The organism is Intrasporangium calvum DSM 43043 (assembly GCF_000184685.1).
Classification (GTDB): Bacteria; Actinomycetota; Actinomycetes; order Actinomycetales; family Dermatophilaceae; genus Intrasporangium; species Intrasporangium calvum.
This window is the reverse complement of sequence record NC_014830.1, coordinates 303,251-324,896: the sequence shown is the minus strand read 5'-3', so window position 1 is coordinate 324,896 and position 21,646 is coordinate 303,251. Positions and strand designations below refer to the sequence as shown.

Below are 21,646 nucleotides of genomic sequence, written 5' to 3'. Positions count from 1 at the left end.
TCACATTGGGGGAAACATGAGTCTCACCGAGAGCTCAGAGGTCTTCGTGTCCGCACACGAGACCGCGATCAACGACCTCGTCACGGCGATCTGCCAGACGAGGCCGCACCTGCTGTCCTACGGCTCGCCCGCGTTCGTCCCGGCCTCGGACGTCTACGACACGCAGATGCCACCGATCCTCTTCCCGGGCAGCGGCGGGATCGAGTGGCACGTCCGGTTCTCGATCCCGCACCTCGACCTGTTCGACGAGGACAGCCCGCTGCCGCCGGAGCTGTCGCTCGGGCCCGGGCAGTTCAGCCTCTCGACCACGGTCGAGCTCTGCGTCGACTGCCGCAAGGGCGGGCGCCGCGACGACGGCGGGAAGGACGACGGCGGGAAGGACGACGGGCACGACCACCCGGACGAGCCCAACCGGGACCGGCCGTGGGACGACAAGCCCAGCAAGGTCGAGCACCCGGTCTGCACCAAGCTCGACGTCTTCGCCGTCGGGCACCTCGTGGGCACGTCCACGGCCGGCGGACCGGCCGTCGGGTTCGCCCTCGACGCCGTCGAGATCGTCGACATCCACCCCGACGAGCTCGAGTCCGTCCTCGAGTGCCTCCTCGCCCAGATGCTGCGCGCCGCACTCGCCCAGGTCCGCCTTCCCGTCTCGGCGTTGCAGGCGGGCGCCTTCAGCCTGACCCCGACCGTCGGGCCGCTCATCGACACCGACGTCGTCCTCGCGCGCGGAAACCTCTAGGAGCCAGCCATGTCAGAGATCATCGCCGCCATCGACGAGGGCGCCGCCAACGACTTCCTCGACATCGTCGTCGCCGGAGTCGGCCCGCAGTCGACCTCCGGCTCCTCGAGCCTCGGCCCGTTCGGGGCGTCCTACTCCGTCACGGGCACGCTCACGAACGGTACGGTCGACCTCATCCCGCCGGACACGATCCGGGTCGCCGACCTGCGGCTCGACTGGACCGCCACCCTCACGCTGAGCATCGACCTCGGCGACTTCCTGCCCGAGATCCACATCCCACAGGTGTGCGTCACCATCCCGTGCGTCGGCAAGGTCTGCACGCCGGCCATCGACATCACCTGGCCCACCCTGTCGGTCCCGCTGTCGTTCGGCGACTTCGTCAAGGCGACCGTGGACCTGGGCATCGTCGTCGGCCTCGCCGGTGGCGTCTGGAAGGTCGAGGGTGTCGTCCAGGGTGTGCCCAGCCTCTCGTTCGGCCCCGGCACCGCCGCCATCGTCACGGCCATCGGGCTCGCCGTCGCTGCAGCCGTCGCCTGGGTCCCCTTCATCGGACCGTTCCTCGCCGGGCTGGCCATCGCCGTCGCGTCCGCCATCGGCGTGGCCGGACTCACCGGGTGGCTCGGGCCGATCATCTCGCCGTTCATCTCGGGGACGCGCTTCCCGGTCTACGACCAACCCGAGTGGTTCGAGGTGCTCCCGTCCGCCGGGGCCTCGGACCCAGCCGTCTTCGTCCACCTCGACGCCATCGGCGCAGAGGTCCAGCACAACGCACCCGAGGACGAGCTCGTCCTCACCGCCGACATCAGCGCCTGAGGAGGGCCGAGCCATGACAGACCACCTTGACAGCAGGGCACTGCGGGGAACCGACACCTACGGGCAGCGGTTCATGCGGCCCGGCACCTACCGCTACGCGCTGGGCCCCGCCGGGACCGGGCGCTACACGCAGGACCACCCCTACGTCATCACCGTCGGTGAGGGCGAGCCGAAGCGCGGCGAGATGCGCCAGACCCTCGTCGTCGTGCACCGCGAGGGCCGCACGCTCGTGCCCGACCAGCCGAAGCTGAGCATCAACGCCGGCGACATGGTGATGTGGCACGCACCCGGAGCGGGCACGCGCCCCTTCGTCGTCGTCGGGGAGAAGGAGTTCTTCACCAGCGAGCGCCTCGTCAACGAGTCCGGCTACACCCACGCCTTCACGAGCGAGGGCGTCTACGAGTGGGCCGACGCGCACGGCTCCGGTGCCCGGGGCGTTGTCCGCGTCACCAACCCGGACGTCTCCACGGCCAAGGGGCAGCGCGCCTGGGCCCGGTCCCAGCGCCAGGGCACCGTCGTCATGGTCAACGACGGCCAGGCCGAGCCGGCGGAGGTCGATGTCGTCGTCGGACAGACGGTGTTCTTCGCCGTCGTCGCCGGCCCCGGGATCACCATCACCGACCAGTCCCTCCTCGAGCACGACCGGCCCGGAAAGGGAGGAGCCTTCTACCGCAAGGCCGCCCCCGTCCGCTGAGCAGGTCAATCGGGCCCACCACCCGAGTGAGCCGGCAGACGGAACCGAGCCCAGCGGCATACGGCCACAGCCCCCCGCCACGACGGCGGGGGGCTGTCCGACCGTGTCACCCCTCGCGGCCCGACCCCCTCAGTAGTACGGTCCCAACCACTGCTACAGTTCCACTGATTTTCACTGGCCTTGACCGTAGAAAACTCCAGGAGCAGCGCATGGTTGCTACGCCAACCCAGAGGGACACCTCGCAACGACAGATGCTGGTAGGAAAGGGCTGGGTCCAGGGCGTCGCCCTCGTCATGCTCTTCGGGTTCTTCGTGATGGGGATCCTCGCCTACCGGACCTACACCGCCTCGATGCCCCAGCCGGACAAGGTGGTGAGCCAGAGCGGCGAGACCGTCTTCACCACCGAGGACATCACCGCCGGCCAGGTCATCTTCCAGGCCCGCGGGCTGATGCAGTACGGCTCGATCATGGGCCACGGCGGGTACCTCGGACCGGACTTCACCGCCGAGTACCTCCGCCACGCCACCGAGTTCACCGAGCACCAGATCCGCGACAGCGGCGCCCAGGACCCCCGGACCCTCAACGTCGAGGAGTGGCGCACCAACCGCTACGACGAGACCACCGGGGTACTCACCTTCACCGACAACCAGGTGAGCGCGTTCCAGGACGCCAAGGCCTACTACACCGGCTTCTTCGGCGAGAACTCCACCAAGTACGGGCTCAAACCGCGTCTCATCACCGACCCGCAGCAGATCCACCAGCTCACCGCGTTCTTCGCGTGGACCGCCTGGGCCTCCGCTGCCGAACGCCCCGGGTTCGACTACTCGTACACGAACAACTGGCCGATGGAGCCCCGCGTCGAGAACGGCCCCACCCCAGACCTGCTCGTCTGGTCCGGCCTGTCCCTCATCGCCCTCATCGGCGGGACCGGGCTGCTCTTCGCCATCTACGGTCGCTGGAGCCGCAAGATCGGCTGGCACTCCGAGGAGGCGCCCGCCATCGCCTTCCGGCAGCCGGGCACCGTCGGCCTCACCCTCGCACAACGCGCGACGGCCTGGTTCTTCTTCGTCATCGCGCTGCTCTTCCTCATCCAGGTCGTCGTCGGGGCCGCGGCGGAGCACTACCGGGCCGACATCCTGTCCTTCTTCGGCTTCGACCTGGCCCAGTGGCTGCCCTACAACCTGGCGCGGACCTGGCACGTCCAGCTGTCCCTCTTCTGGACCGCCGCAGGGTTCCTCGCAGCCGGCATCTTCCTCACGCCGCTCATCTCCGGCCGCGAGCCGAAGGGCCAGCACCGGATCGCCTACGCGCTCCTCGGGGCCCTCGCGGTCGTCGTCTTCGGGTCGCTCACCGCGGAGGCGCTGTCCATCCACGGCGTCGAATGGGCCAAGGGCCCGCTGTTCCAGCAGCAGTGGGAGTACCTCGACCTGCCGCGCATCTTCCAGATCCTGCTCACCGTCGGCATGATCCTGTGGATCACCATGATCTTCAGGGGAATCCGCTCCCGCCTCAAGGGCGAGTCCAAGGGCAACATGCCCTGGCTCTTCTTCTTCTCGGCCCTCGCCATCCCGGCGTTCTACGCCGTCGGCCTGCTCGCCTCGAGCGAGACGCACCTGACGGTCGCTGAGTTCTGGCGCTTCTGGGTCGTGCACCTCTGGGTCGAGGACTTCCTCGAGCTGTTCACGACCGTCATGGTCGCGTACATCTTCGTCATGCTCGGCGTGGTCCGGGAGAAGATCGCCCTCGGCATCATCTTCATGGACGTCATCCTCTACTCCATGGGTGGCGTCATCGGGACGATGCACCACCTGTACTTCTCCGGCACGCCGGTGGAGCACATGGCGCTGGGTGCATTCTTCTCCGCCGCTGAAGTGATCCCGCTGACCTTCCTCACCGTCGAGGCCTGGGCGTTCATGCAGCTCGGTGCCCGGCAGGAGGCCAAGACGTCCGCTCCGTTCCCGCACCGCTGGGCCGTCATGTTCCTCGTCGCCGTCGGCTTCTGGAACTTCCTCGGCGCCGGTGTGTTCGGTTTCCTCATCAACCTGCCGATCGTCAGCTACTACGAGATCGGCACGGCCTTGACCGCCAACCACGGCCATGCCGCGATGATGGGCGTCTACGGCATGCTTGCCGTCGGCCTGGCGATGTTCGCCCTGCGCTACCTCATCCCGCCGGACAAGTGGCCCGAGAAGTGGGCCAAGGTCTCCTTCTGGAGCCTCAACATCGGCTTGGCGTGGATGGTGTTCGCGACCCTGCTGCCCCTCGGCGTGCTGCAGCTCTACCACTCGGTGGGCCAGGGCTACTACGAGGCGCGGGAGCTCGCGTTCATCACCAACAACACCAACGCGCTGCTCGAGTGGGGCCGCATGCCCGGCGACCTCATCTTCATCATCGGCGGCGTGCTGCCGTTCCTCTGGATCACCTGGCTCGGGCTGCGACACTACCGAGATGGCACGGTCGTCGACGAGCTGCCGCAGGACGTGCTCTTCGTCGAGCTCGAGCCCGTCAAGAAGAAGTAGGCACCACCATGCGAACCCCGTCCGTCACCGTGCTGCTCGTCAGTGGGTACTCTGCCGTCCTCCTCGTCGTCGCCTGGCTCTTCGACCGCATGGGGGCGCGATCCGCTGAACGGTCGGCGCGGTGGCGGACGGGGAACTTCATCTACCACGAGGACCAGGACGCCTGGAAGTGCCACCAGGACCAGTGGCTCTGGCCCGCGTCCTTCGACCCCGACAAGCGGGTGATCCGCTACGAGGGCCAGCACGCGATCTGCGGGCGCTGCCCCGTCAAGACCGAGTGCTCGCCCACGCCCGGCCCTCGGGAGCTGACCCGCCAGGTCGACCCGTGGCCGCACTCCGAGGCGGGCCGCTTCCACCGCGGGATCGCTCTCGCCGTGGCGTCCGTCGCAGTCTTCATGCCGACCGCGATGCTCCTCGGCGCCCACGGGGCCGGCGACGTCATCGTCCTCGTGACGACGGTCGCGGTCGGGATCATCGCCGGTGTGCCCTTGGCCCAGCACCTGTGGAACGCACCCACCAACTTCCCTCAGCACCTGCGCAGCGACGCCTCCAGCGACGCCCCCGGAATGCCCGAGCCGACCGCTGATGCCGCCGTGGCCCCGCTCGACCACCTGCTCGACCGCTACCAGACCCGGTGGGCGAGCGACCGGCGTCGCGTCGACCTGCCTGACCCCAAGACACGGAAGTGAACTGAATGCCCGGCTTCATCGCCCCTGTCCTCGCAGTCCTGGTCATCGTCGCCGCGGTCATCGCGACGTCGCTCCGGGTCATCCCACAGTACGAGCGAGGCGTCGTCTTCCGGCTCGGCAAGCTCCGGCCGCTCTACCAGCCCGGACTTCACCTGCTCGTTCCCGGCGTGTTCCGCCTCCAACGCGTCGACCTGCGCGTCGTGACCCTGACGATCCCGCCGCAGGAGGTCATCACCAAGGACAACGTCCCGGCGCGCGTCAATGCTGTCGTCCTGTTCAACGTGGTCGACCCCGAGGCCGCCGTGATGCAGGTGGAGAACTATGCGGTCGCCACCTCGCAGATCGCCCAGACGACGCTGCGCTCGGTGCTCGGCCGCGCCGACCTGGACACGCTGCTCGCCCACCGCGACGACCTCAACCGCGACCTGCGCGAGATCATCGAGCTGCAGACCAAGCCGTGGGGCGTCGATGTTTCCGTCGTCGAGATCAAGGACGTCGAGATCCCCGAGCAGATGCAGCGGGCCATGGCTCGTGAGGCCGAGGCCGAACGCGAGCGGCGCGCCAAGGTGATCAACGCCCGGGGCGAGCTTCAGGCGTCCGGTGAGTTGAAGCAGGCCGCTGACGTGCTGTCGCAGAGCCCCGCGTCGCTGCAGCTGCGCTACCTGCAGACGCTGCTGGAGCTCGGGGCCGACCAGAACTCCACAGTGGTCTTTCCGTTGCCCATGGACATCGTGGGGCCGCTTCTCAACCGGCTCGCTCCGCCGCCGGCAAACCCGCCGGCGAACCCGCCTGCCAGCAGTTAGTTGTCGCAGCCGACTCTTGGCGGCAACCGCGCGCCAGGAGAACCGCGCGCGAGACCAGGAGCCGGCCCAGCGGCATCCGGGATTCCTCGTCCGCCGTGACTACGTCACTGACTCGCGTGGGGGGTCAGTGGTACCCACTGACTCGCGTGGGGGGTCAGTGGTACCCACTGACTCGCGTGGGGGGTCAGTGGTACCCACTGACTCGCGTGGGGGGTCAGTGACGTAGTCCCGGGGGTGCCGCCCCAGGGGGACCGAAGAGGGCTTCGGGCCCGAGCAGCGAGGGCGGCTGGATGCCCCAGGCCTCGGCCTCTGCGTCCGTGAGGAGCCGCGAGCGGATGAGGAACCGGACCCCCTCGGGGGCCTCGACCGAGAAGCCGCTGCCCCGGCCGGGAACGACATCGACCGTAAGGTGGGTGTGCTTCCAGTACTCGTACTGCACCCGCGACATCCAGAACGGTACGGCGTCCTGAACGTCGGGAACGACCAGCGCCGCGAGGAGCACGTCCGCGTCGCTGGTGAGGAACTCGTTTGCCGGGTAGCACATGGGCGCGCTGCCGTCACAGCAGCCACCGGACTGGTGGAACATCAGCGGGCCGTGCCGCGCGGTGAGGCGGCGGAGCAGGTCCGCCGCCTCACGCGTCAGCTCGACCCGGCTCAGCCGGGTCTCGTCCATCGGCTCAGAAGAAGCCGAGGGCGTCAGGAGAGTAGGAGACGAGAAGGTTCTTCGTCTGCTGGTAGTGGTCGAGCATCATCTTGTGGTTCTCGCGGCCGATGCCCGACTGCTTGTAGCCACCGAAGGCTGCGTGCGCAGGGTACTGGTGGTAGCAATTCGTCCACACCCGTCCGGCCTTGATGCCACGACCCATCCGGTACGCCCGCGAGCCGTCGCGCGTCCAGACCCCGGCGCCGAGGCCGTAGAGGGTGTCGTTGGCGATCGACAGCGCGTCGGCCTCATCGTCGAAGCCGGTCAGCGAGAGGACCGGGCCGAAGATCTCCTCCTGGAAGATCCGCATCGAGTTGCTTCCCTCGAAGACGGTCGGCGTCACGTAGTAGCCCCCGGCGAGGTCGCCGTCGAGGACGTTGCGCTCCCCACCGGTGAGGACCTTGGCCCCCTCCTGCCGGCCGATGTCGATGTAGGACAGGATCTTCTCGAGCTGGTCGTTGCTCGCCTGTGCACCCATCGTCGTCGTCGTGTCGAGCGGGTTGCCCTGGACGATCTTCTCAACGCGGGCGATCGCGTCCGGCACGAAGTCGGCGTAGATCGAGCGCTGGACGAGCGCGCGCGACGGACAGGTGCACACCTCGCCCTGGTTGAGCGCGAACATGGTGAAACCCTCGAGGGCCTTGTCATAGAACGCGTCCCGCTCCTGCGCCACATCGTCGAAGAAGACGTTGGGACTCTTGCCGCCCAGCTCGAGCGTCACCGGGATGATGTTCTGCGAGGCGTACTGCATGATCAGCCGGCCGGTCGTCGTCTCGCCCGTGAAGGCGATCTTGGCGATCCGCGGGGAGGATGCGAGCGGCTTGCCGGCCTCGACGCCGAACCCGTTGACGACGTTGAGGACGCCTGCCGGGAGGAGGTCGCCGATGAGCTCGACGACCTTGAGGATCGACCACGGGGTCTGCTCGGCCGGCTTGAGGACGACGCAGTTGCCAGCCGCGAGCGCGGGCGCGAGCTTCCACACGGCCATGAGGATCGGGAAGTTCCAGGGGATGATCTGGCCGACGACCCCGAGCGGCTCGTGGAAGTGGTAGGCGACGGTGTTCTCGTCGATCTCCGAGCTCGAACCCTCCTGTCCCCGAAGCACACCCGCGAAGTAGCGGAAGTGGTCGACGGCCAGGGGCAGGTCCGCGGCGAGCGTCTCTCGGACGGCCTTGCCGTTCTCCCACGTCTCCGCCACGGCGAGCATCTCGAGGTTCTCCTCGATCCGGTCGGCGATGCGGTTGAGGATGAGTGAGCGGTCGCCGAGCGAGGTGCGTCCCCACGCCGGTGCCGCGGCGTGGGCGGCGTCCAGGGCCGCCTCGATGTCCTCCTCCGTCCCGCGGCCCACCTCGCAGAAGGCGCGCCCGGTGACCGGGGAGATGTTCTCGAAGTACTCGCCCTTCTTCGGCTCGACCCAGTTGCCGCCGATGAAGTGGCCGTAGCGCGGCTCCACGCTGACGAGCGAGTCCGCCGATCCGGGCGGGGCGTAGATGGTCATGGTGTTCTCCCAACGTCCTTGGTGGTGGCCCGGTGAGGGACCGGAGTGACCTTCACCGGGCATTGGCGTGACGCTAGGCAGCACGAGGTTGCATCCACGTTGCATCGAGTTTCGGCCGTTTCCTTGCCGGGAGGACTCCCGTGGGGTCCAATCAGGGACATGGCAATGCAGCCGTACCGGGACCGCGGGGTTCGCGCCCAGGTCGCCGAGTCCTGGGTGCGCTCCGCCGCGGCCGGGGTGCAGGCGGACACCGTCGACGCACCGATCACCCTGGCGGCCGATGTCCTGCACGACCACCGCGAGGCCCACCCGCTCGCGGCTGTGTTCCCCGCCCTCGACGACGTGCTCGGCCAGGCGGCCCGCGACTGCGACGCGATCATGGCAGTGTCCGACGCGGCCGGCCAGCTGCTCTGGGTCTGCGGGACGCCGAGCGTGCTCCGACGGGCCGAGGCGATCGGCTTCGTCGAGGGTTCGAACTGGGACGAGCGCGTGGCCGGCACCAACGCCCCGGGAATGGCCCTGCGTCTCGACGCGCCGGTCAGGATCATCGGGGCAGAGCACTTCCGTCGCTCGGTCCAGCGCTGGAGCTGCGCCGCCACGCCGATCCACGACCCGAGCGACCAGTCGCTGCTGGGCGTCCTCGACATCACCTGCGCCGACGAGCTCGTCGTCCCCCAGACGATGGCCATGGTGCGAGCCGCCGCCCGGATGGCGGAGGCAGAGCTGGCCCGGGAGCTGCTCGTCCGGTCCCGCCCCGGTGGTTCCGGGACCGAGCGGCAGCGGCCCGGGCTGGGCGCGATGCTCGAGGTCCTCGGGCGGGACGAGGCGCTGCTCCGCGTCGACGACGGACACGGCCGCCAGAGCACCCTGCGCCTCAGCCGGAGGCACAGCGAGATCCTCCTGCTCCTCGCGGCCGCCCCGCGCGGCCTGTCCGGGGACGAGCTCGCCGTCCTGCTCTACGAGGACGACGTGAGCCCGTCCACGCTTCGCGTCGAGCTCGGCCGGCTCAGGTCGCTGCTCGGCGACGAGCTCCTCGCGTCGCGTCCGTACCGGCTCGTGGCGGACGTCTCCTCCGACTGGCTCGCCGTGGAGTCTCACCTCGCGGCGGGAGCCATCGGGCAGGCCCTCCGCGCCTACCGCGGCCCCCTCCTGCCCCGGTCCGCGGCCCCCGGCGTGTCGCGACTGCGGGACGGCCTCGCGGGGTCGGTCCGCAGGGCCGTCCTTGCCAGCCGGGAGGCGGACCTCATGTCCACCTGGACACGGTCGTCCTGGGGCGCCGACGACTACGAGATGTGGCAGGCCCAGCTGAGCGCTCTCGGCACCCGATCCCCGCTCCGGCCCCTCGTGACCGCCCAGCTCGCCCGGCTCGACCGCGAGCTCGGCACGGGAACTGAGCCCAGCGGCATACGGACTGCCCGCTGAGCTGGGCGCCTGACGCAGGCGCTCCTCCGAATCCGCCAAAGGTCTGGTCACGCGGGTGTCACTGCGCGCATGCTGGGTAGAGGTCAGCGCACCGCACACCAGGGAGCCAACATGTTCGGTCGACCAGCCGCCACGCCCCAGCCGCTCGACACCGTGCCGGACGGAGTGCCGGTCCTCTCCCGTGGCCGCCATCGGAACCCCCGCAAGGGCGCCTGCTTCATGGAGATGGCCTCCTACCTGGCGGGCGAACGGTGGAGCGACCACCCCAAGTGCACCCATGCCGTCCTCGCCTCCTTGGCCCGCTGCGTCAACGACGCCCTCGGCGACGTCCGACGGCAGGAGCTCGCCGTGATGATCCCGGAGGTCGTCGGGCTCAACCCCGACGACCGGCGGGTGGCACCCCTGCTGATGCGACGGGCGGCCCTGGCCGCGCTGCCCATCGCCTCGGCCGAGCGGCAGAACATCATGGCGCTCGCCGTGATGGGTGCCGAGCGGCACCTCAACGACCTCGCGGGCCGCGACCCCGACGAGCTCACACCGGAGACCACGGCCGCCCTCGCCGCCGTCCCGGGCGCCGAGAAGTGGGCCCACGACTTCGTCCGTCGGGTGGGCACGCGGGACCTGCGCGCTGAAGCGGCCGCGAAGGTCGTGGCCCTGGCCGTCAACGGCATCGCCCGGGCCTGCGTCGACGACCCGTCGGCCGACCTCGTCCGACTGCTGCGGCAGGCCATCGACGACACCAAGGCGGTCGCGGCCGAGCAGGCTGCCAGCCGAACGACCGCGGCCCTGCCGATGGCGATGCAGGAAGTCCGCTCGCAGGCCGCCCACTGACGGCTTCGGCCAGCGGTGGGGTCGCGACCGAACCGCGACCCAACCGCTACCACGGCGCGTGACCCTCGTCTCGGAGGCGGCCACACCGGCCGCCCGAGGGTTGGCGCGGTCCACGCGGTGCACGAGGGCCTCGACCAGGCGGGCACGGCGACGCACGCCGGCTACACGGACGAGATGGAGCCGACCTTCCGGGCCACGGTCTACGTCAACATCTCGCACTGCGGCGTCGAGGTCGGTACGACCCACGACCCGTTCCACCTGACCGACGTCCAGTCGGCGGTGGAGTACACCGAGCAGCACGACTGAGGGTGGGGGGCGGAGGCGCCGGCTGGCCGGGGGGCGGCCGGCGACTCCGTGTGCCGACCAGCCGATGCCGTATGCCGCTGGGCTCGCTCCCACCGTTCGCTCGGCGAGCGCGGTGGCCGGGACGGGGGATTCGCGTCCGACGCGGTCGCGGCCGGGGCTCGACGGTGGTCACGCGTGTTGAAGGTGGCTCCGGTCAGATGAGGCCCGCGCAGGTGGAGCGAGGCGGCTGGCCGGGGCGGATGACGGCCGACTCCTCGGCGCTCAGGTCGCGGCCCCAGACCCTGCATCCGGCCCGGACCCAGTCGTCCGGGTCGACGTCGATGTCGGTCCGGGTGCCGTTCTCGAAGAGGACCCGCACGGTGTCGCTGTCGGAGGAGAAGGACAACAGGCCCCACAACCGCATCCCGGTCACGGGCCTGCCATAGGGGCGCATCGTCGCGGGGTCCCACAGCATGACGTCGCCGTCGGTGCCGAGGCTGGCGATGAGCTTCCCGTCGGGACTCGTCGCGAGGTCGATGACGAACCCGCCGACGACGAGACGCGAGGGAGCACGGTCGGCGAGTGTGCTCGGGTCGACGAAGTGGACCCGGCCCCCCATCGTGCCCGCCACCAAGGTCCGCCCGTCGGCCGTCCACGTGAACGACGCCGCCAGGTCGTCGCTCGTCCTGGTCGTCACGACCCGACCGTCTCGCAGGTCGACCAGGTGCAGGCCGTCGTCACGACTCACCACACCAGCGCGCCCGAGGACAGGTCCATGAGGCCCCAGCCCCACCGGCCGTTGAGGAGCGCCGTGCGTCCTGAGAGGGTCACGGAGATGCTGTAGGCCGGCCAGGGCGTCGGCCACGTCGCCCTGCGTTCACCCGTGGCCGCGTCCCAGGCGACGACGACGCCCCGGTCGCCCGGGCCCATGTCGACGATGTACTCGACGGAGCCGTAGGCGGTCGCACCGTCGGGGCTCATCGCCGTGGCTGCCACTTGGCAGTCGCCCGGGCACTCACCCAGGGGAAGCTCGCCGAAGCGGTCGCGCCGTCCCGCCCTGCCGTCCAGACCAGGTCGTGCCGACCCGGCGACGCGCGCCTGCATCACCGAGCCGCTGTGCCCGACGAACGTTCGTCGAAGGGCTCCGGTCCGGGCATCTCGAAGCTCCACCCGGTTCTCCACGCAGACGACGAGCTGCGCGCCGTCCCGGGTGAAGCTGACCCAGGGGGCGAAGCCGTCGACGGTCACGGACCCGCCTGCGGGCCGTGGGTCCCGGGTGGAGCGCAGCGGAGTCAGCGCCATGGTGTTGTCAGCCTTGTGCTCGACCACGGTGACCGCTCGGCCCGTGCCGGGATGACCGAAAAGGTAACCGTCGATCCGCTGTCCTCCGTCAGTCGGCCGGCTCCGGTCGATGACGAGCGTCTGGTCTCCTTCGACGGACACCCCGAACCGGCCACCCCCGAAGTCGCGGACCTCGGTGATGAAGGGCAGCTGGTCGGGGAAGGGGTGAGCCTTCTCGATCGCGCCGCTGTCCGCGTCGAGCTCGAGCCATTGGGTTGCGCCCACGACGGCCAGCGTCGACGCATCGAGCCAGACGACGCCGTCGGCCATGTCCTCCAGGGGTCCCTCGGGGCTCTGGTCGCCCAGGTCCTCGAGGGTCTTGCTCCACCGCACCGCACCGTCAGCGGCCGAGCGCAGCTCGAGGGTCTGGCCCGGGCCGTAGTGCTGCACCGCCACGCGCTGGGCATCGGGCGAGATGGTGGGCATGTGGAATTGAGGACCGCCCGAGTCGACCTGCCAGCGCGGCTCGCCGGTGTCGGCGGCTCAGGCGGTCCAGCGGACCGGCAGCCGTTTCACCCCACGCTGGAAGTTGGAGCGCAGATGGGCAGGCTCCCCCGCGGCCTGGATCCACGACGTCCGCGTCAGCACCTCGGTGAAGAGCGCACTCATCTGCACCCGGGCCAGGTGCGCCCCGAGGCAGAAGTGCGGCCCGTGCCCAAAGGCCAGGTGGGCCTTGGCGTTGCGGTCGAGGTCGAGCCCGTCGGGGTCGGCGAACACAGCCTCGTCGCGGTTCGCCGACGCGAACGACACCACGACCTTGTCACCCGCCGCGATCGGCTGCTCCGCGATCTCCGTGTCGACCGTCGCCGTCCGGCGGAACGTCATCACGGGAGTCCACCACCGGAGCAGCTCGTCGACGGCGGGAGCGATCCGGGCCGGGTCGCGGCGCAACGCCTCCTGCGCATCGGGGTTGTCCAGCAGCCCGATCATCGCCCCCGGCAGGCCGTTGCGGAGCGTCTCGTTGCCGGCGACGGCGAAGAGCCAGAAGAGGTTCTCGAACTCCTCGACAGACACGTGCCCGTCCCCACCCGCCGAGTCGTCGCGCTGCGCCATGAGAATCGACATGACGTCGTGTCCGGGGTCGGCGCGTTTGCGCTCACCCAGCCCAGCGGCATACGTGTAGAGGTCGGGCATGCCCGCGCGACTCCGGGGATCTGGCATCCGGCCGTCCGGCCCGGGCGACGGCCGGACCGCCAACGCTGCCGCCGCCAGATCGGACCCGCCCTCGCCGGTGAACGCCGCGCTCGACGCGTAGTCCGGGTCCTGCCAGCCGATGACCCGGTTCGACCAGTCGAACATGAGCCAACGATCCGAAGGCGGCACACCGAGGATGTCGGCGAGGGCGAGCAGGGGCAGGTCCGCGGCCACGTCCTTGGCGAAGTCGCACTCACGCGGGCCGTCGAGCATCCGGTCCACGATGGTCCGGGCGTGGGCGCCGATCTGCCCCTCGAGGGCGGCGACGGCCCGCGGCGTGAAGGACTTCGCCAGCATCCGGCGCAGGCGCGAGTGCTCGGGCGGGTCCATGTTCAGCATCATCCGGCGGACGAAGGCGAGGTCCGCCGGCGTCGCGGGGTCACGAATCTGCGTGCCGCCGAGCCAGGACGAGAACGTGCGCGGTTCGCGGAGGACCCGCACCACGTCGGGATGCCGCAGCACCAACCAGTAGCCGGGCCCCTCGGGCCAGCCGACCTGCGCCGGCTCCTCGACCCGCACGACACCGTGCTCCCGGCGCAGGTCGGCCAGCACCCCGAAGGGCACGCCGTCGACATAGGTGGACGGGTCGTGCAGCAGCCGGGTCGCCTCGGCCGTCTCCGACACGGTCAGGAGCCGACGTCCTTGAGGAAGTCATCGATCCGGGTCGCGAGGTTGACCGGCGTCTCGAACATCGCGTAGTGCCCGGCGTTGGGGATGACCTCGATCTTCGCCTTGGTGAACAGCGGCAGCCAGTAGGCGCGGGCGTAGTCCGCGCTGAGCGCGGGGTCGTGCTCACCGACGAGGACGAGGACCGGAGCGTCGCTGCCGCGCACCTCGTCGGCGAAGTCCGGGTTGGCCCAGGCCTCAAGGGCGTTGGCGAAGGCGTCGCGGGTCGACGTCGCCAACGAGAAGTCGACCATCCGGTTGACCCAGGGGGCGCAGTTGCGGTTGCCGGTCGTGTAGTCGATGATCGCGTACCGCTTGTCGCGGTCGTCGACGGCGCCCCAGAAGAGCTCGCGGCCGGCGTCGTCGAAGGGGAACGGGCTGCTGCTCACCGGCGAGAGCGCGACGAGCGCCTCCACGCGCTCGGGAACGCGTGCGAGGACCCGCTGGATGAAGGCGCCGCTCATCGAGTGTCCGAGGAGGGCGAACCGCTCCGCTCCGTGCTCGTCGGCGAGGGCGATGAGGTCGTCGGCGATCTCGTCGAGGGTCTGGTTGCCCTCGACGTCCCTGCGCGCGCCGTAGCCGCGCAGGTCGGCGAAGAGGTAGGTGTTCGCGTCACCGTCGAGGTAGTCGGGGAACAGCCCCCAGCCCTCGGAGGAACCGAACCAGCCGTGGCTGACGATGACGGTGCGCGGGCCGGACCCGACGACGCGATGAGCGATCGACATGACTCTCCTTCGAGCTCCGACAAACAGGTTTCCGTATGCCGCTGAGCCTAGTCCGCGCGTCCCTGCCGCGCCGCTCCTCCCGCCCTCCCCGTCGGGGACGGGGCACCCGCGTCAGATGAGGCCCGCCCCGGTGAGCCACTCCTTGGCGACGACGCTCGCGTCCTTCTTGTCGACGACGACCTGCTTGACCATGTCGGCGAGGGCTGTCGTGTCGAGCTTGGCCGACACGGCGTCGAGCGGCGCCTGGACCGATCCGGCGACGTCGTCGCGAACCAGCGGAACGACGTTGTCCGAGCCGAAGAGCAGCTCGGGGTCCTCGAGGACGACGAACCCGTTGGCGGCGATGGAGGGGTCGGTGCTGAAGATGTTGGCGGCCTTGACCTGGCCGTTCTTGAGCGCCTCGACGGTGGCCTGGCTGGCGAGCGGGCGGAACTCCTTCGGCTCGAGGTTGTAGACCTCCTTGAGACCGACGAGGCCCTGCTGTCGGGTGCGGAACTCGGGCGGCGCGGCGATCGACAGCTCGTCCTGGTGGGCGACGAGGTCGGGTATCGCCTTGAGGGACCACGCATCAGCGGTCTCCTTGGTCACGACCATGGAGTTCTTGTCCTCTGCCGTGGACTTCGCCAGGACGGTGAGGCCGCCGGGGAGCTTGCTCTTGAGCGCGTCGTAGACCTCGTCGGGGTTGGTCGCGGTGACGGTCTTGTCGAAGTAGTTCGTCAGGGAGCCGGTGTACTCCGGGAGGATGTCGACCTCCCCGCCCTCGATCGCCTTGAGGTAGGTCTCGCGGTTGCCGATGTTGAACTGGCGCTGCACGGTGACGCCCTTGGCCTCGAGCGCCTGCGCGTAGATCTCGCCGAGGAGCGCGGACTCGGGGAAGTCGGCTGAACCGATCGTCACCGACGAGGCGCCGCCCGTGCCGGCGTTCGTGCCGGCCGGCTGGCTGGGGGCGAGAGGATCCTCGGCGCTGCCACAGGCGGCGAGCGGAAGGACCGCGGCGGCGAGGAGTCCGGCGAGCAGGGTGCGCGTGCGAGGCATCTTCAGTCACTTCCGTTGGGGGAGACCGCGGGGCTGGTGCCACGTGGGGTGGAGCTGACGCCGGCTCGGGGGGAGCCGATCCGGGCGACGTCGGTAGGTCCAACACGGGTGCGTCTGCCGGAGATTCCCGGCGAGACGAGGAAACGTTGGACGAGAGCAAGCGCCCCGTCGGTGAACAGCGCGAGCAGGGCCACGAGGACGGACCCCGCCACCATCTGGGACAGGTCCCGGGCGGCCAGCCCGTCGATGAGGTAGCGACCCAGCCCGCCGAGGCTGATCGACGCCGCGATCGTCGCCGTGGCGATGACCTGCAGGGTGGCGGACCGCAGCCCGGAGAGGAGGAGCGGCATGGCGATGGGCAGCTCGACCTGGGCCAGGACCTGGGGACCACGCATGCCCATGCCGCGCGCTGCGTCCCGGGCGGCGGGGTCGACGCTCTCGACACCGGCGTAGCTGCCGGACAACAGCGGCGGGATGGCGAGGATGACGAGGACGATGATGCTCGGCAGGGTGAAGGCGAGGCTGCTCTGGATGAGCGGCCCGACGAGCATCGAGATGGCGAAGAGGAGCCCGAGGCTCGGGACGGCGCGCAGCGCGTTGGCGCCGGTCACGAGCCAGCGCCCGCGCCCGGTGTGCCCGACCCACGCCCCGAGCGGCACGGCGAGCACCACGGCGACGAGGACCGTGACCGCCGTGTACACCACGTGCTCACTGAGCCGCGCCGGCACGCCGTCGGGCCCGCTCCAGTGGGCCGGGTCCTGCAGCCAGGTGACCAGGTCGTCGATCATGACCTCGCCTCCGCCGCTCGAGCCCAGGGCGTGAGCAGGCGGGCGATCCCGTGGATGGCCACGTCGAAGACGACGGCGAGCGCGACGCACGCGATGATGCCGACCCACACCTCGGTGGCGAAGCTGCGCGCATAGCCGTTGGTGAGGAAGTAGCCGAGCTGGTTGACGCCGATGAGCGAGGCCACGCTGACGATGCTGACGTTGCTCACGGCGGCGACGCGCAGGCCGGCCGCGAGCACCGGGACGGCGAGGGGCAGGTCGACGGCACGGAAGCGGGCGAAGCCGCCGTAGCCCATCGCCGTGGCGGCCGCCCGGGTGGACGGGTCGACGCTCGACAGCGCGTCCGCCACCGTTCGCGTCAGCAACGCCACGGTGTAGATCGTCATGGCGACGATGACGTTGACCGGGTCGAGGATGCCGCGTTTGAGGATGCTCGGCAGGAGGATGAACAGCGCCAGCGACGGGATCGTGTAGAGCAGGCCGGTGCCGCTCAGCAGCGGCCCCTTGAGCCACGCCTTGCGCGCGGCGAGCCAGCCGAGCGGCAGCGCGATGAGCAGCCCGAGCACCAAGGGGATCCCGGCGAGCCAGGCGTGTTGACCTGCGCGCGAGAGGATCTCGCCGAGGTGGTCGAGGGCCCAGCTCACGAGGCCGGAACCTCCTTGTGCTCACGACGGGCCTCGATGGCGGGCACCACCTGCGACGCGAGGATGGTGCCGAGGAAGCGGCCGTCACGGTCGGCGACGACGCCGCGACCGCTGGGGGAGCTGAGGGCCGCGTCGAGGAGCGCGCGGAGAGAGCCGTCGGACCGGGCGACGGTGCCGCCTCGGTGGAGGAGCGTGGCGTCGACGGTGGTCGTCACGGCGTCGGCCCGCACCCAGCCGACCGGGTCGCCGTCAGCGCCGAGGGCGAGCACCCAGGGCTGGCCGATCGCCCGCACCTCGTCGCCGGGCGCGCCGAGACGGGTCGTCGGCTCGGTGGTCAGGGCAAGCTCCGGCGCGTCCTCGAAGGCGAGGGCCCGGTAGCCGCGGTCGCGCCCGACGAACTCGGCGACGAAGTCGTCGACCGGGTCGGCGAGGAGGCGAGCGGGCGTGTCGAGCTGGGCCAATACGCCGCCGACGCGCAGGACCGCCACTTGGTCGCCGAGCTTGATCGCCTCGTCGATGTCGTGCGTGACGAAGAGGATCGTCTTGCCGAGGTCGGACTGCAACCGGAGGAACTCGTTCTGCAGCTGCTCGCGCACGACCGGGTCGACGGCGGAGAAGGGCTCATCCATGAGCATGACGGGCGGGTCGGCAGCGAGCGCACGGGCGACGCCGACACGCTGCTGCTGCCCGCCGGACAGCTGGGCCGGGTAGCGCCGGGCGAGGCTGGGGTCCAGACCGACCCGCTCGATGAGCTCCATCGCCCGGGCTCGGGCGGTGCGCCGGTCGACACCGAGGAGGCGGGGCACGGTCGCGACGTTGTCGACGACGGTGCGGTGCGGGAAGAGCCCGGCATGCTGGATCACGTAGCCGATGTTGCGGCGCAGCTCGGCGACGTCGAGAGCGGCAGTGTCCCGACCGTCGATCGTGATGGTGCCGGACGTCGGCGTGATCATCCGGTTGACCATCCGCAGCGTCGTCGTCTTGCCGCAGCCCGACGGGCCGACGAGGACGGTGATCCGGCCGGTGGGGGCCTCGAGCGTGAGGTCGTCGACCGCGGTCGTCGCCCCGGCGGTGCCGGCACCGTAGGTCTTGGTGACGCGCTCGAAGCGGATCATGCCGCCCAACCTACCGACCGGGTGCGACACGGCCGGGGAAACCGAGTGGCCGACTTCGAGGAACCGTCGTTCGAGGTGATGGTCGACCACAGGGAGTCGCTGAATACCTCTGACCAACCATGCTGCGAGAGGCGATCCGGCGGCAGGGGCGCGCTGCCGTCAGATGTCGAGGATGCCACCGCTGCCGTGCACCGCGCGCGCGACGACCGCGCCGATCGGCCCGGACCGCGGCTCGGACCAGCCCCCGAGCTCTCGGGCGAACGTCGATCCGACGATGTCCACGACGAGGGTGCTCCACAGGCCCGCCCGCACGAGCATCGCGTGGTCGCCGCGCGCGACGCGGATCAGGGTCGCGTCACGCCCGTCGTCGAGCAGCCCCTCGACGATCCGGCGCGACGCGGACAGCGGCGTGATGATGTCTCGGTCACCGTGGATGAGGACGGTCTTCCGTCCGTCGCGCGGAACCGGGTCACCGCGCTCGATCCAGGGCGAGAGGCCGACGACGAGTCGCACGTTGTCCTCGTCGGCGACGGTCAGGGCCGTACGCCCTCCCATGGAGTGGCCGACCAGGGCGACCGGCGCGTCGGGGTAGTCGGCGCGGATCTGCGCCAGCGCCCACCGGGCGTCCTCCACCGGTGACGCCTCGGCGCCGTTCCAGCCGCGGTATCGGAACCGCAGTCGGGCCACGGCGAGCGGACCGGGGACCTTCCGCAGGGCCCGGGCGAACGGCACGAGCCGGGCCACGTTGTGCGACCACGGGTGGTTGGGCTCGCGCCCGTCGACCGCTCCCCCGTGCAGGACGAGCGCGACCGCCCCGGCCCGCGCGGGCCGCGCGTCCCACGCCAAGGAGGCGAGCGGCATACGGCCTGGTGTCGGGACGGCGCTCACACCCGGGTGCGGTGGAAGTTCTGGAAGGAGCGGGAGGCGGTGGGCCCGCGCTGACCTTGGTAGTGCGAGCCGTACACGCCTGACCCGTAAGGGTTCTCGGCTGGCGAGCTGAGCCGGAAGAACGCGAGCTGCCCGATCTTCATCCCCGGGTAGAGCATGATCGGCAGGGTCGCCACATTGGACAGCTCGAGCGTCACGTGGCCCGAGAAGCCGGGGTCGACGAAGCCCGCCGTGGCGTGCGTCAGCAGCCCGAGCCGGCCGAGCGAGGACTTGCCCTCGACGCGCGCGGCGAGGTCGTCGGGGAGGGTCACCTTCTCCCACGTCGACCCGAGCACGAACTCACCCGGGTGCAGGACGAAGCCGTCCTCGTCCGGCCCGACCTCGACGAGGCGCGTCAGGTCGGGCTGCTCCTGGGCGGGGTCGATGTAGGGGTACTTGTGGTTGTCGAAGAGCCGGAAGTACTTGTCGAGCCGCACGTCGATGCTCGAGGGCTGGATCATCGCCGGGTCCCAGGGGTCGAGCACGACCCGCCCGCCGTCGACCTCGGCCCGGATGTCCTTGTCTGAGAGCAGCACGTAGGGAGGCTACCGCGCGCAGTGCCGCTGACCGGCGTCGATGTCGTATGCCGCCCAGCTCGCTCCCAGCCCTTTCCGCGGTCTCCGGGTCGGCCTGGGTTGGGCGACATGACGGGACAGGGGTTCGGCGGGGACGGCGAGGTCCTCGAGTTCATGCGGCAGCTCCAAGGGGTGCTCCGGCGGATGGACCTCGAGCTCGGCCCCCCGGACTCGGGAGGCACGCCCTTGGTCGAGGTCCTGACGGCGCACCTCGGGATGGCCGCAGAAGGGCTCGCCGTCGTCACCGAGGAGGTCCCGCAGCACCGGCTCGTCGACGCCGACATCGCCCTGGAGGAGCTGGCGCAGCCCGACCCCGGGGCGCAGCTCATCGGGATCGGTGGCGGGGACATGCGCCACCACTTCACGCTCGGCGACCTGCTCCAGAGCGGGCAGCACGGGCCGGGCCGGGTCCCCGTGGGGCAGGTCGACTACCTCCGGCTGGACACGGGGCCGCGCCCGGAGGACACGAGACAGGTGATCAGCTCGGGGATCCGCCTCTTCCGCCACGACGAGTTGCCGGTCGCCGTTCGGATCCTGGGTCGCAACCCGCACGTCGGTCGCGAGGCCGCGGTCCTCGAGGTCCTGGCTCCGGAGCGCGAGCGGGCGGAGCGGGTCGTGGCTCGCCTGCGCGCACTGATGGACGAGCGCAGCATCCTGCGTGGCCAGGTGATCACCCTCGCCGCTGACCCGTACGGCCCGGGACTGGCCGGGGCCACCTTCCTCGAGCGCCCCGACCTCACCGCGGCCGACATCGTCCTCCCGACGGGGACGCTCGACCGCATCGAGCACCACGTCGTCGGCATCGGGCGGCAGCGCGCTCGGCTCCAGCGGCACGGGCAGCACCTCAAGCGCGGGGTCCTGCTCTACGGGCCGCCCGGGACGAGCAACACGCACACGGTTCGCTACCTGCTCAGCGTCACTCCCGGAACGACGGCAGTGCTGCTGAGCCGTGGGGCCCTCCAGCACATCCACGCCGCCGCCAAGATCGCCCCTGACCTCGTCAGCTCCACCACACGCCGACGTAGTGGTGCCCCGCCGGGATGGCCGGCGCGTCGACGAGCCAGTCGAGGCTGGAGGCCGGCCCCCCGCTCGGGTCGACCTCCACCTCCAGGAGCAACGCGTCGACCTCGTCCGGCATGAGGGTCGTGATGACGGCGGCTCCGCTCGCGTACGGCCACTCGTCGTCCGGGTAGGTCCCGAACTCGAGCTGGTCCAGCTCGACGAGCACGTCGTGGACGTCCGGGTGCCCGCGCAGCTCGACGAGGGCGCGGCGGACGTCGCCGAGGGTGAGGTCCTCGGACCGGTTCGGGGCGATGCACCACTCACAGTCGTTGCCGTCGAAGAACTGCTCGAGGGTGACGGCCACCTGGGTCTCGTGGCCGCCCCGCTCCCGGACATGCGTGATCAGGGCGTCCTGCTTGACGAGATCCATGCGGTGGAGGGTCCTTCGGTGGAGCGGCACAGCGTCGGCTACACTGACGCCGCGTGCCGCCGACACCTCGGTGCAGCGGCTTCGCGAGCGTAGCTCAATGGTAGAGCGCCAGCTTCCCAAGCTGGATACGCGGGTTCGATTCCCGTCGCTCGCTCCAACGCAAAGCCGCAGGTCAGGCCACATGTCCCGGCCTGCGGCTTCGTCGTTC

General features: G+C 70.4%; 23 protein-coding genes and 1 tRNA gene. 10 read left to right on the top strand and 14 right to left on the bottom strand.

The window, feature by feature from the left end; translation table 11 throughout:
- Window positions 1-16: 16 nt before the first annotated feature.
- The 6 genes from INTCA_RS01540 to INTCA_RS01515 all read left to right on the top strand — a co-directional run bounded on the left by INTCA_RS01540 (window position 17) and on the right by INTCA_RS01515 (window position 6,257).
- Window positions 17-739, top strand: coding sequence for a hypothetical protein (locus tag INTCA_RS01540; RefSeq protein WP_013491178.1), 723 nt, complete (start codon window positions 17-19; stop codon window positions 737-739).
- A gap of 9 nt (window positions 740-748) precedes the next feature.
- On the top strand, window positions 749-1,552 hold the full coding sequence (locus INTCA_RS01535) for a hypothetical protein (RefSeq protein ID WP_013491177.1): 804 nt from the start codon (window positions 749-751) through the stop codon (window positions 1,550-1,552).
- 13 nt (window positions 1,553-1,565) lie between these two features.
- Window positions 1,566-2,246: a cupredoxin domain-containing protein gene (locus INTCA_RS01530; RefSeq protein ID WP_013491176.1), complete on the top strand. Its 681-nt coding sequence runs from the start codon at window positions 1,566-1,568 to the stop codon at window positions 2,244-2,246.
- A 209-nt stretch (window positions 2,247-2,455) separates the two neighbouring features.
- Window positions 2,456-4,765 (top strand): nitric-oxide reductase large subunit, encoded by a 2,310-nt coding sequence (locus INTCA_RS01525; protein WP_013491175.1) that lies wholly within the window; start codon window positions 2,456-2,458, stop codon window positions 4,763-4,765.
- 8 nt (window positions 4,766-4,773) lie between these two features.
- Complete coding sequence (locus INTCA_RS01520) at window positions 4,774-5,454, top strand: hypothetical protein (RefSeq protein ID WP_013491174.1); 681 nt, start codon at window positions 4,774-4,776, stop codon at window positions 5,452-5,454.
- Window positions 5,455-5,459: 5 nt separating this feature from the next.
- Window positions 5,460-6,257: a slipin family protein gene (locus tag INTCA_RS01515; protein ID WP_013491173.1), complete on the top strand. Its 798-nt coding sequence runs from the start codon at window positions 5,460-5,462 to the stop codon at window positions 6,255-6,257.
- Between the two features lie 214 nt (window positions 6,258-6,471).
- Here the strand turns inward: INTCA_RS01515 and INTCA_RS01510 are convergent, their stop codons facing one another.
- Entirely contained in the window at window positions 6,472-6,930 is a 459-nt protein-coding gene (locus INTCA_RS01510) for a DUF779 domain-containing protein (RefSeq protein ID WP_013491172.1), read from the bottom strand.
- A gap of 4 nt (window positions 6,931-6,934) precedes the next feature.
- Window positions 6,935-8,458, bottom strand: a complete 1,524-nt coding sequence (exaC, locus tag INTCA_RS01505) for an acetaldehyde dehydrogenase ExaC (protein ID WP_013491171.1) — start codon at window positions 8,456-8,458, stop codon at window positions 6,935-6,937.
- Between the two features lie 159 nt (window positions 8,459-8,617).
- Here exaC and INTCA_RS01500 point away from each other — a divergent pair, with 159 nt between their 5' ends.
- The 3 genes from INTCA_RS01500 to INTCA_RS01490 all read left to right on the top strand — a co-directional run bounded on the left by INTCA_RS01500 (window position 8,618) and on the right by INTCA_RS01490 (window position 11,017).
- Window positions 8,618-9,880, top strand: a complete 1,263-nt coding sequence (locus tag INTCA_RS01500) for a GAF domain-containing protein (protein WP_013491170.1) — start codon at window positions 8,618-8,620, stop codon at window positions 9,878-9,880.
- 111 nt (window positions 9,881-9,991) lie between these two features.
- Complete coding sequence (locus INTCA_RS01495; protein ID WP_013491169.1) at window positions 9,992-10,711, top strand: hypothetical protein; 720 nt, start codon at window positions 9,992-9,994, stop codon at window positions 10,709-10,711.
- A gap of 117 nt (window positions 10,712-10,828) precedes the next feature.
- On the top strand, window positions 10,829-11,017 hold the full coding sequence (locus tag INTCA_RS01490; protein WP_013491168.1) for a hypothetical protein: 189 nt from the start codon (window positions 10,829-10,831) through the stop codon (window positions 11,015-11,017).
- Window positions 11,018-11,210: 193 nt separating this feature from the next.
- On the opposite strand, the gene INTCA_RS19360 is transcribed toward INTCA_RS01490, so the two are convergent.
- The 12 genes from INTCA_RS19360 to INTCA_RS01430 form a co-directional block, all read right to left on the bottom strand.
- Window positions 11,211-11,744: a WD40 repeat domain-containing protein gene (locus INTCA_RS19360; protein WP_013491167.1), complete on the bottom strand. Its 534-nt coding sequence runs from the start codon at window positions 11,742-11,744 to the stop codon at window positions 11,211-11,213.
- Window positions 11,741-12,763 carry a WD40 repeat domain-containing protein gene (locus tag INTCA_RS01480; RefSeq protein WP_013491166.1) on the bottom strand — a complete coding sequence of 341 codons (1,023 nt, stop codon included), beginning with the start codon at window positions 12,761-12,763 and terminating at the stop codon, window positions 11,741-11,743. The genes INTCA_RS19360 and INTCA_RS01480 overlap by 4 nt, the downstream gene beginning before the upstream one ends.
- A 57-nt stretch (window positions 12,764-12,820) precedes the next feature.
- A complete protein-coding gene (locus INTCA_RS01475; RefSeq protein WP_013491165.1) occupies window positions 12,821-14,155 on the bottom strand; it encodes a cytochrome P450 in 1,335 nt (444 codons plus the stop codon).
- 2 nt (window positions 14,156-14,157) lie between these two features.
- A complete protein-coding gene (locus tag INTCA_RS01470; protein ID WP_013491164.1) occupies window positions 14,158-14,922 on the bottom strand; it encodes an alpha/beta fold hydrolase in 765 nt (254 codons plus the stop codon).
- Between the two features lie 111 nt (window positions 14,923-15,033).
- Window positions 15,034-15,957 (bottom strand): ABC transporter substrate-binding protein, encoded by a 924-nt coding sequence (locus tag INTCA_RS01465; protein ID WP_013491163.1) that lies wholly within the window; start codon window positions 15,955-15,957, stop codon window positions 15,034-15,036.
- 2 nt (window positions 15,958-15,959) lie between these two features.
- Window positions 15,960-16,745: an ABC transporter permease gene (locus INTCA_RS01460; protein ID WP_013491162.1), complete on the bottom strand. Its 786-nt coding sequence runs from the start codon at window positions 16,743-16,745 to the stop codon at window positions 15,960-15,962.
- Window positions 16,742-17,389, bottom strand: a complete 648-nt coding sequence (locus INTCA_RS01455; RefSeq protein ID WP_013491161.1) for an ABC transporter permease — start codon at window positions 17,387-17,389, stop codon at window positions 16,742-16,744. Before INTCA_RS01455 ends, INTCA_RS01460 begins: the two co-directional genes overlap by 4 nt.
- On the bottom strand, window positions 17,386-18,504 hold the full coding sequence (locus INTCA_RS01450) for an ABC transporter ATP-binding protein (RefSeq protein WP_013491160.1): 1,119 nt from the start codon (window positions 18,502-18,504) through the stop codon (window positions 17,386-17,388). Before INTCA_RS01450 ends, INTCA_RS01455 begins: the two co-directional genes overlap by 4 nt.
- Before the next feature lie 159 nt (window positions 18,505-18,663).
- A complete protein-coding gene (locus tag INTCA_RS01445; RefSeq protein WP_013491159.1) occupies window positions 18,664-19,365 on the bottom strand; it encodes an alpha/beta fold hydrolase in 702 nt (233 codons plus the stop codon).
- Window positions 19,366-19,388: 23 nt separating this feature from the next.
- Entirely contained in the window at window positions 19,389-19,967 is a 579-nt protein-coding gene (gene dcd, locus INTCA_RS01440) for a dCTP deaminase (RefSeq protein ID WP_013491158.1), read from the bottom strand.
- A gap of 9 nt (window positions 19,968-19,976) precedes the next feature.
- Window positions 19,977-20,840, bottom strand: a complete 864-nt coding sequence (locus tag INTCA_RS01435; protein WP_148236447.1) for a hypothetical protein — start codon at window positions 20,838-20,840, stop codon at window positions 19,977-19,979.
- Between the two features lie 166 nt (window positions 20,841-21,006).
- Window positions 21,007-21,438, bottom strand: coding sequence for a hypothetical protein (locus tag INTCA_RS01430; protein WP_013491157.1), 432 nt, complete (start codon window positions 21,436-21,438; stop codon window positions 21,007-21,009).
- Between the two features lie 83 nt (window positions 21,439-21,521).
- Between INTCA_RS01430 and INTCA_RS01425 the strand changes: the two genes are divergently transcribed.
- Window positions 21,522-21,595, top strand: a tRNA-Gly gene (locus tag INTCA_RS01425).
- Window positions 21,596-21,646 lie beyond the last annotated feature (51 nt).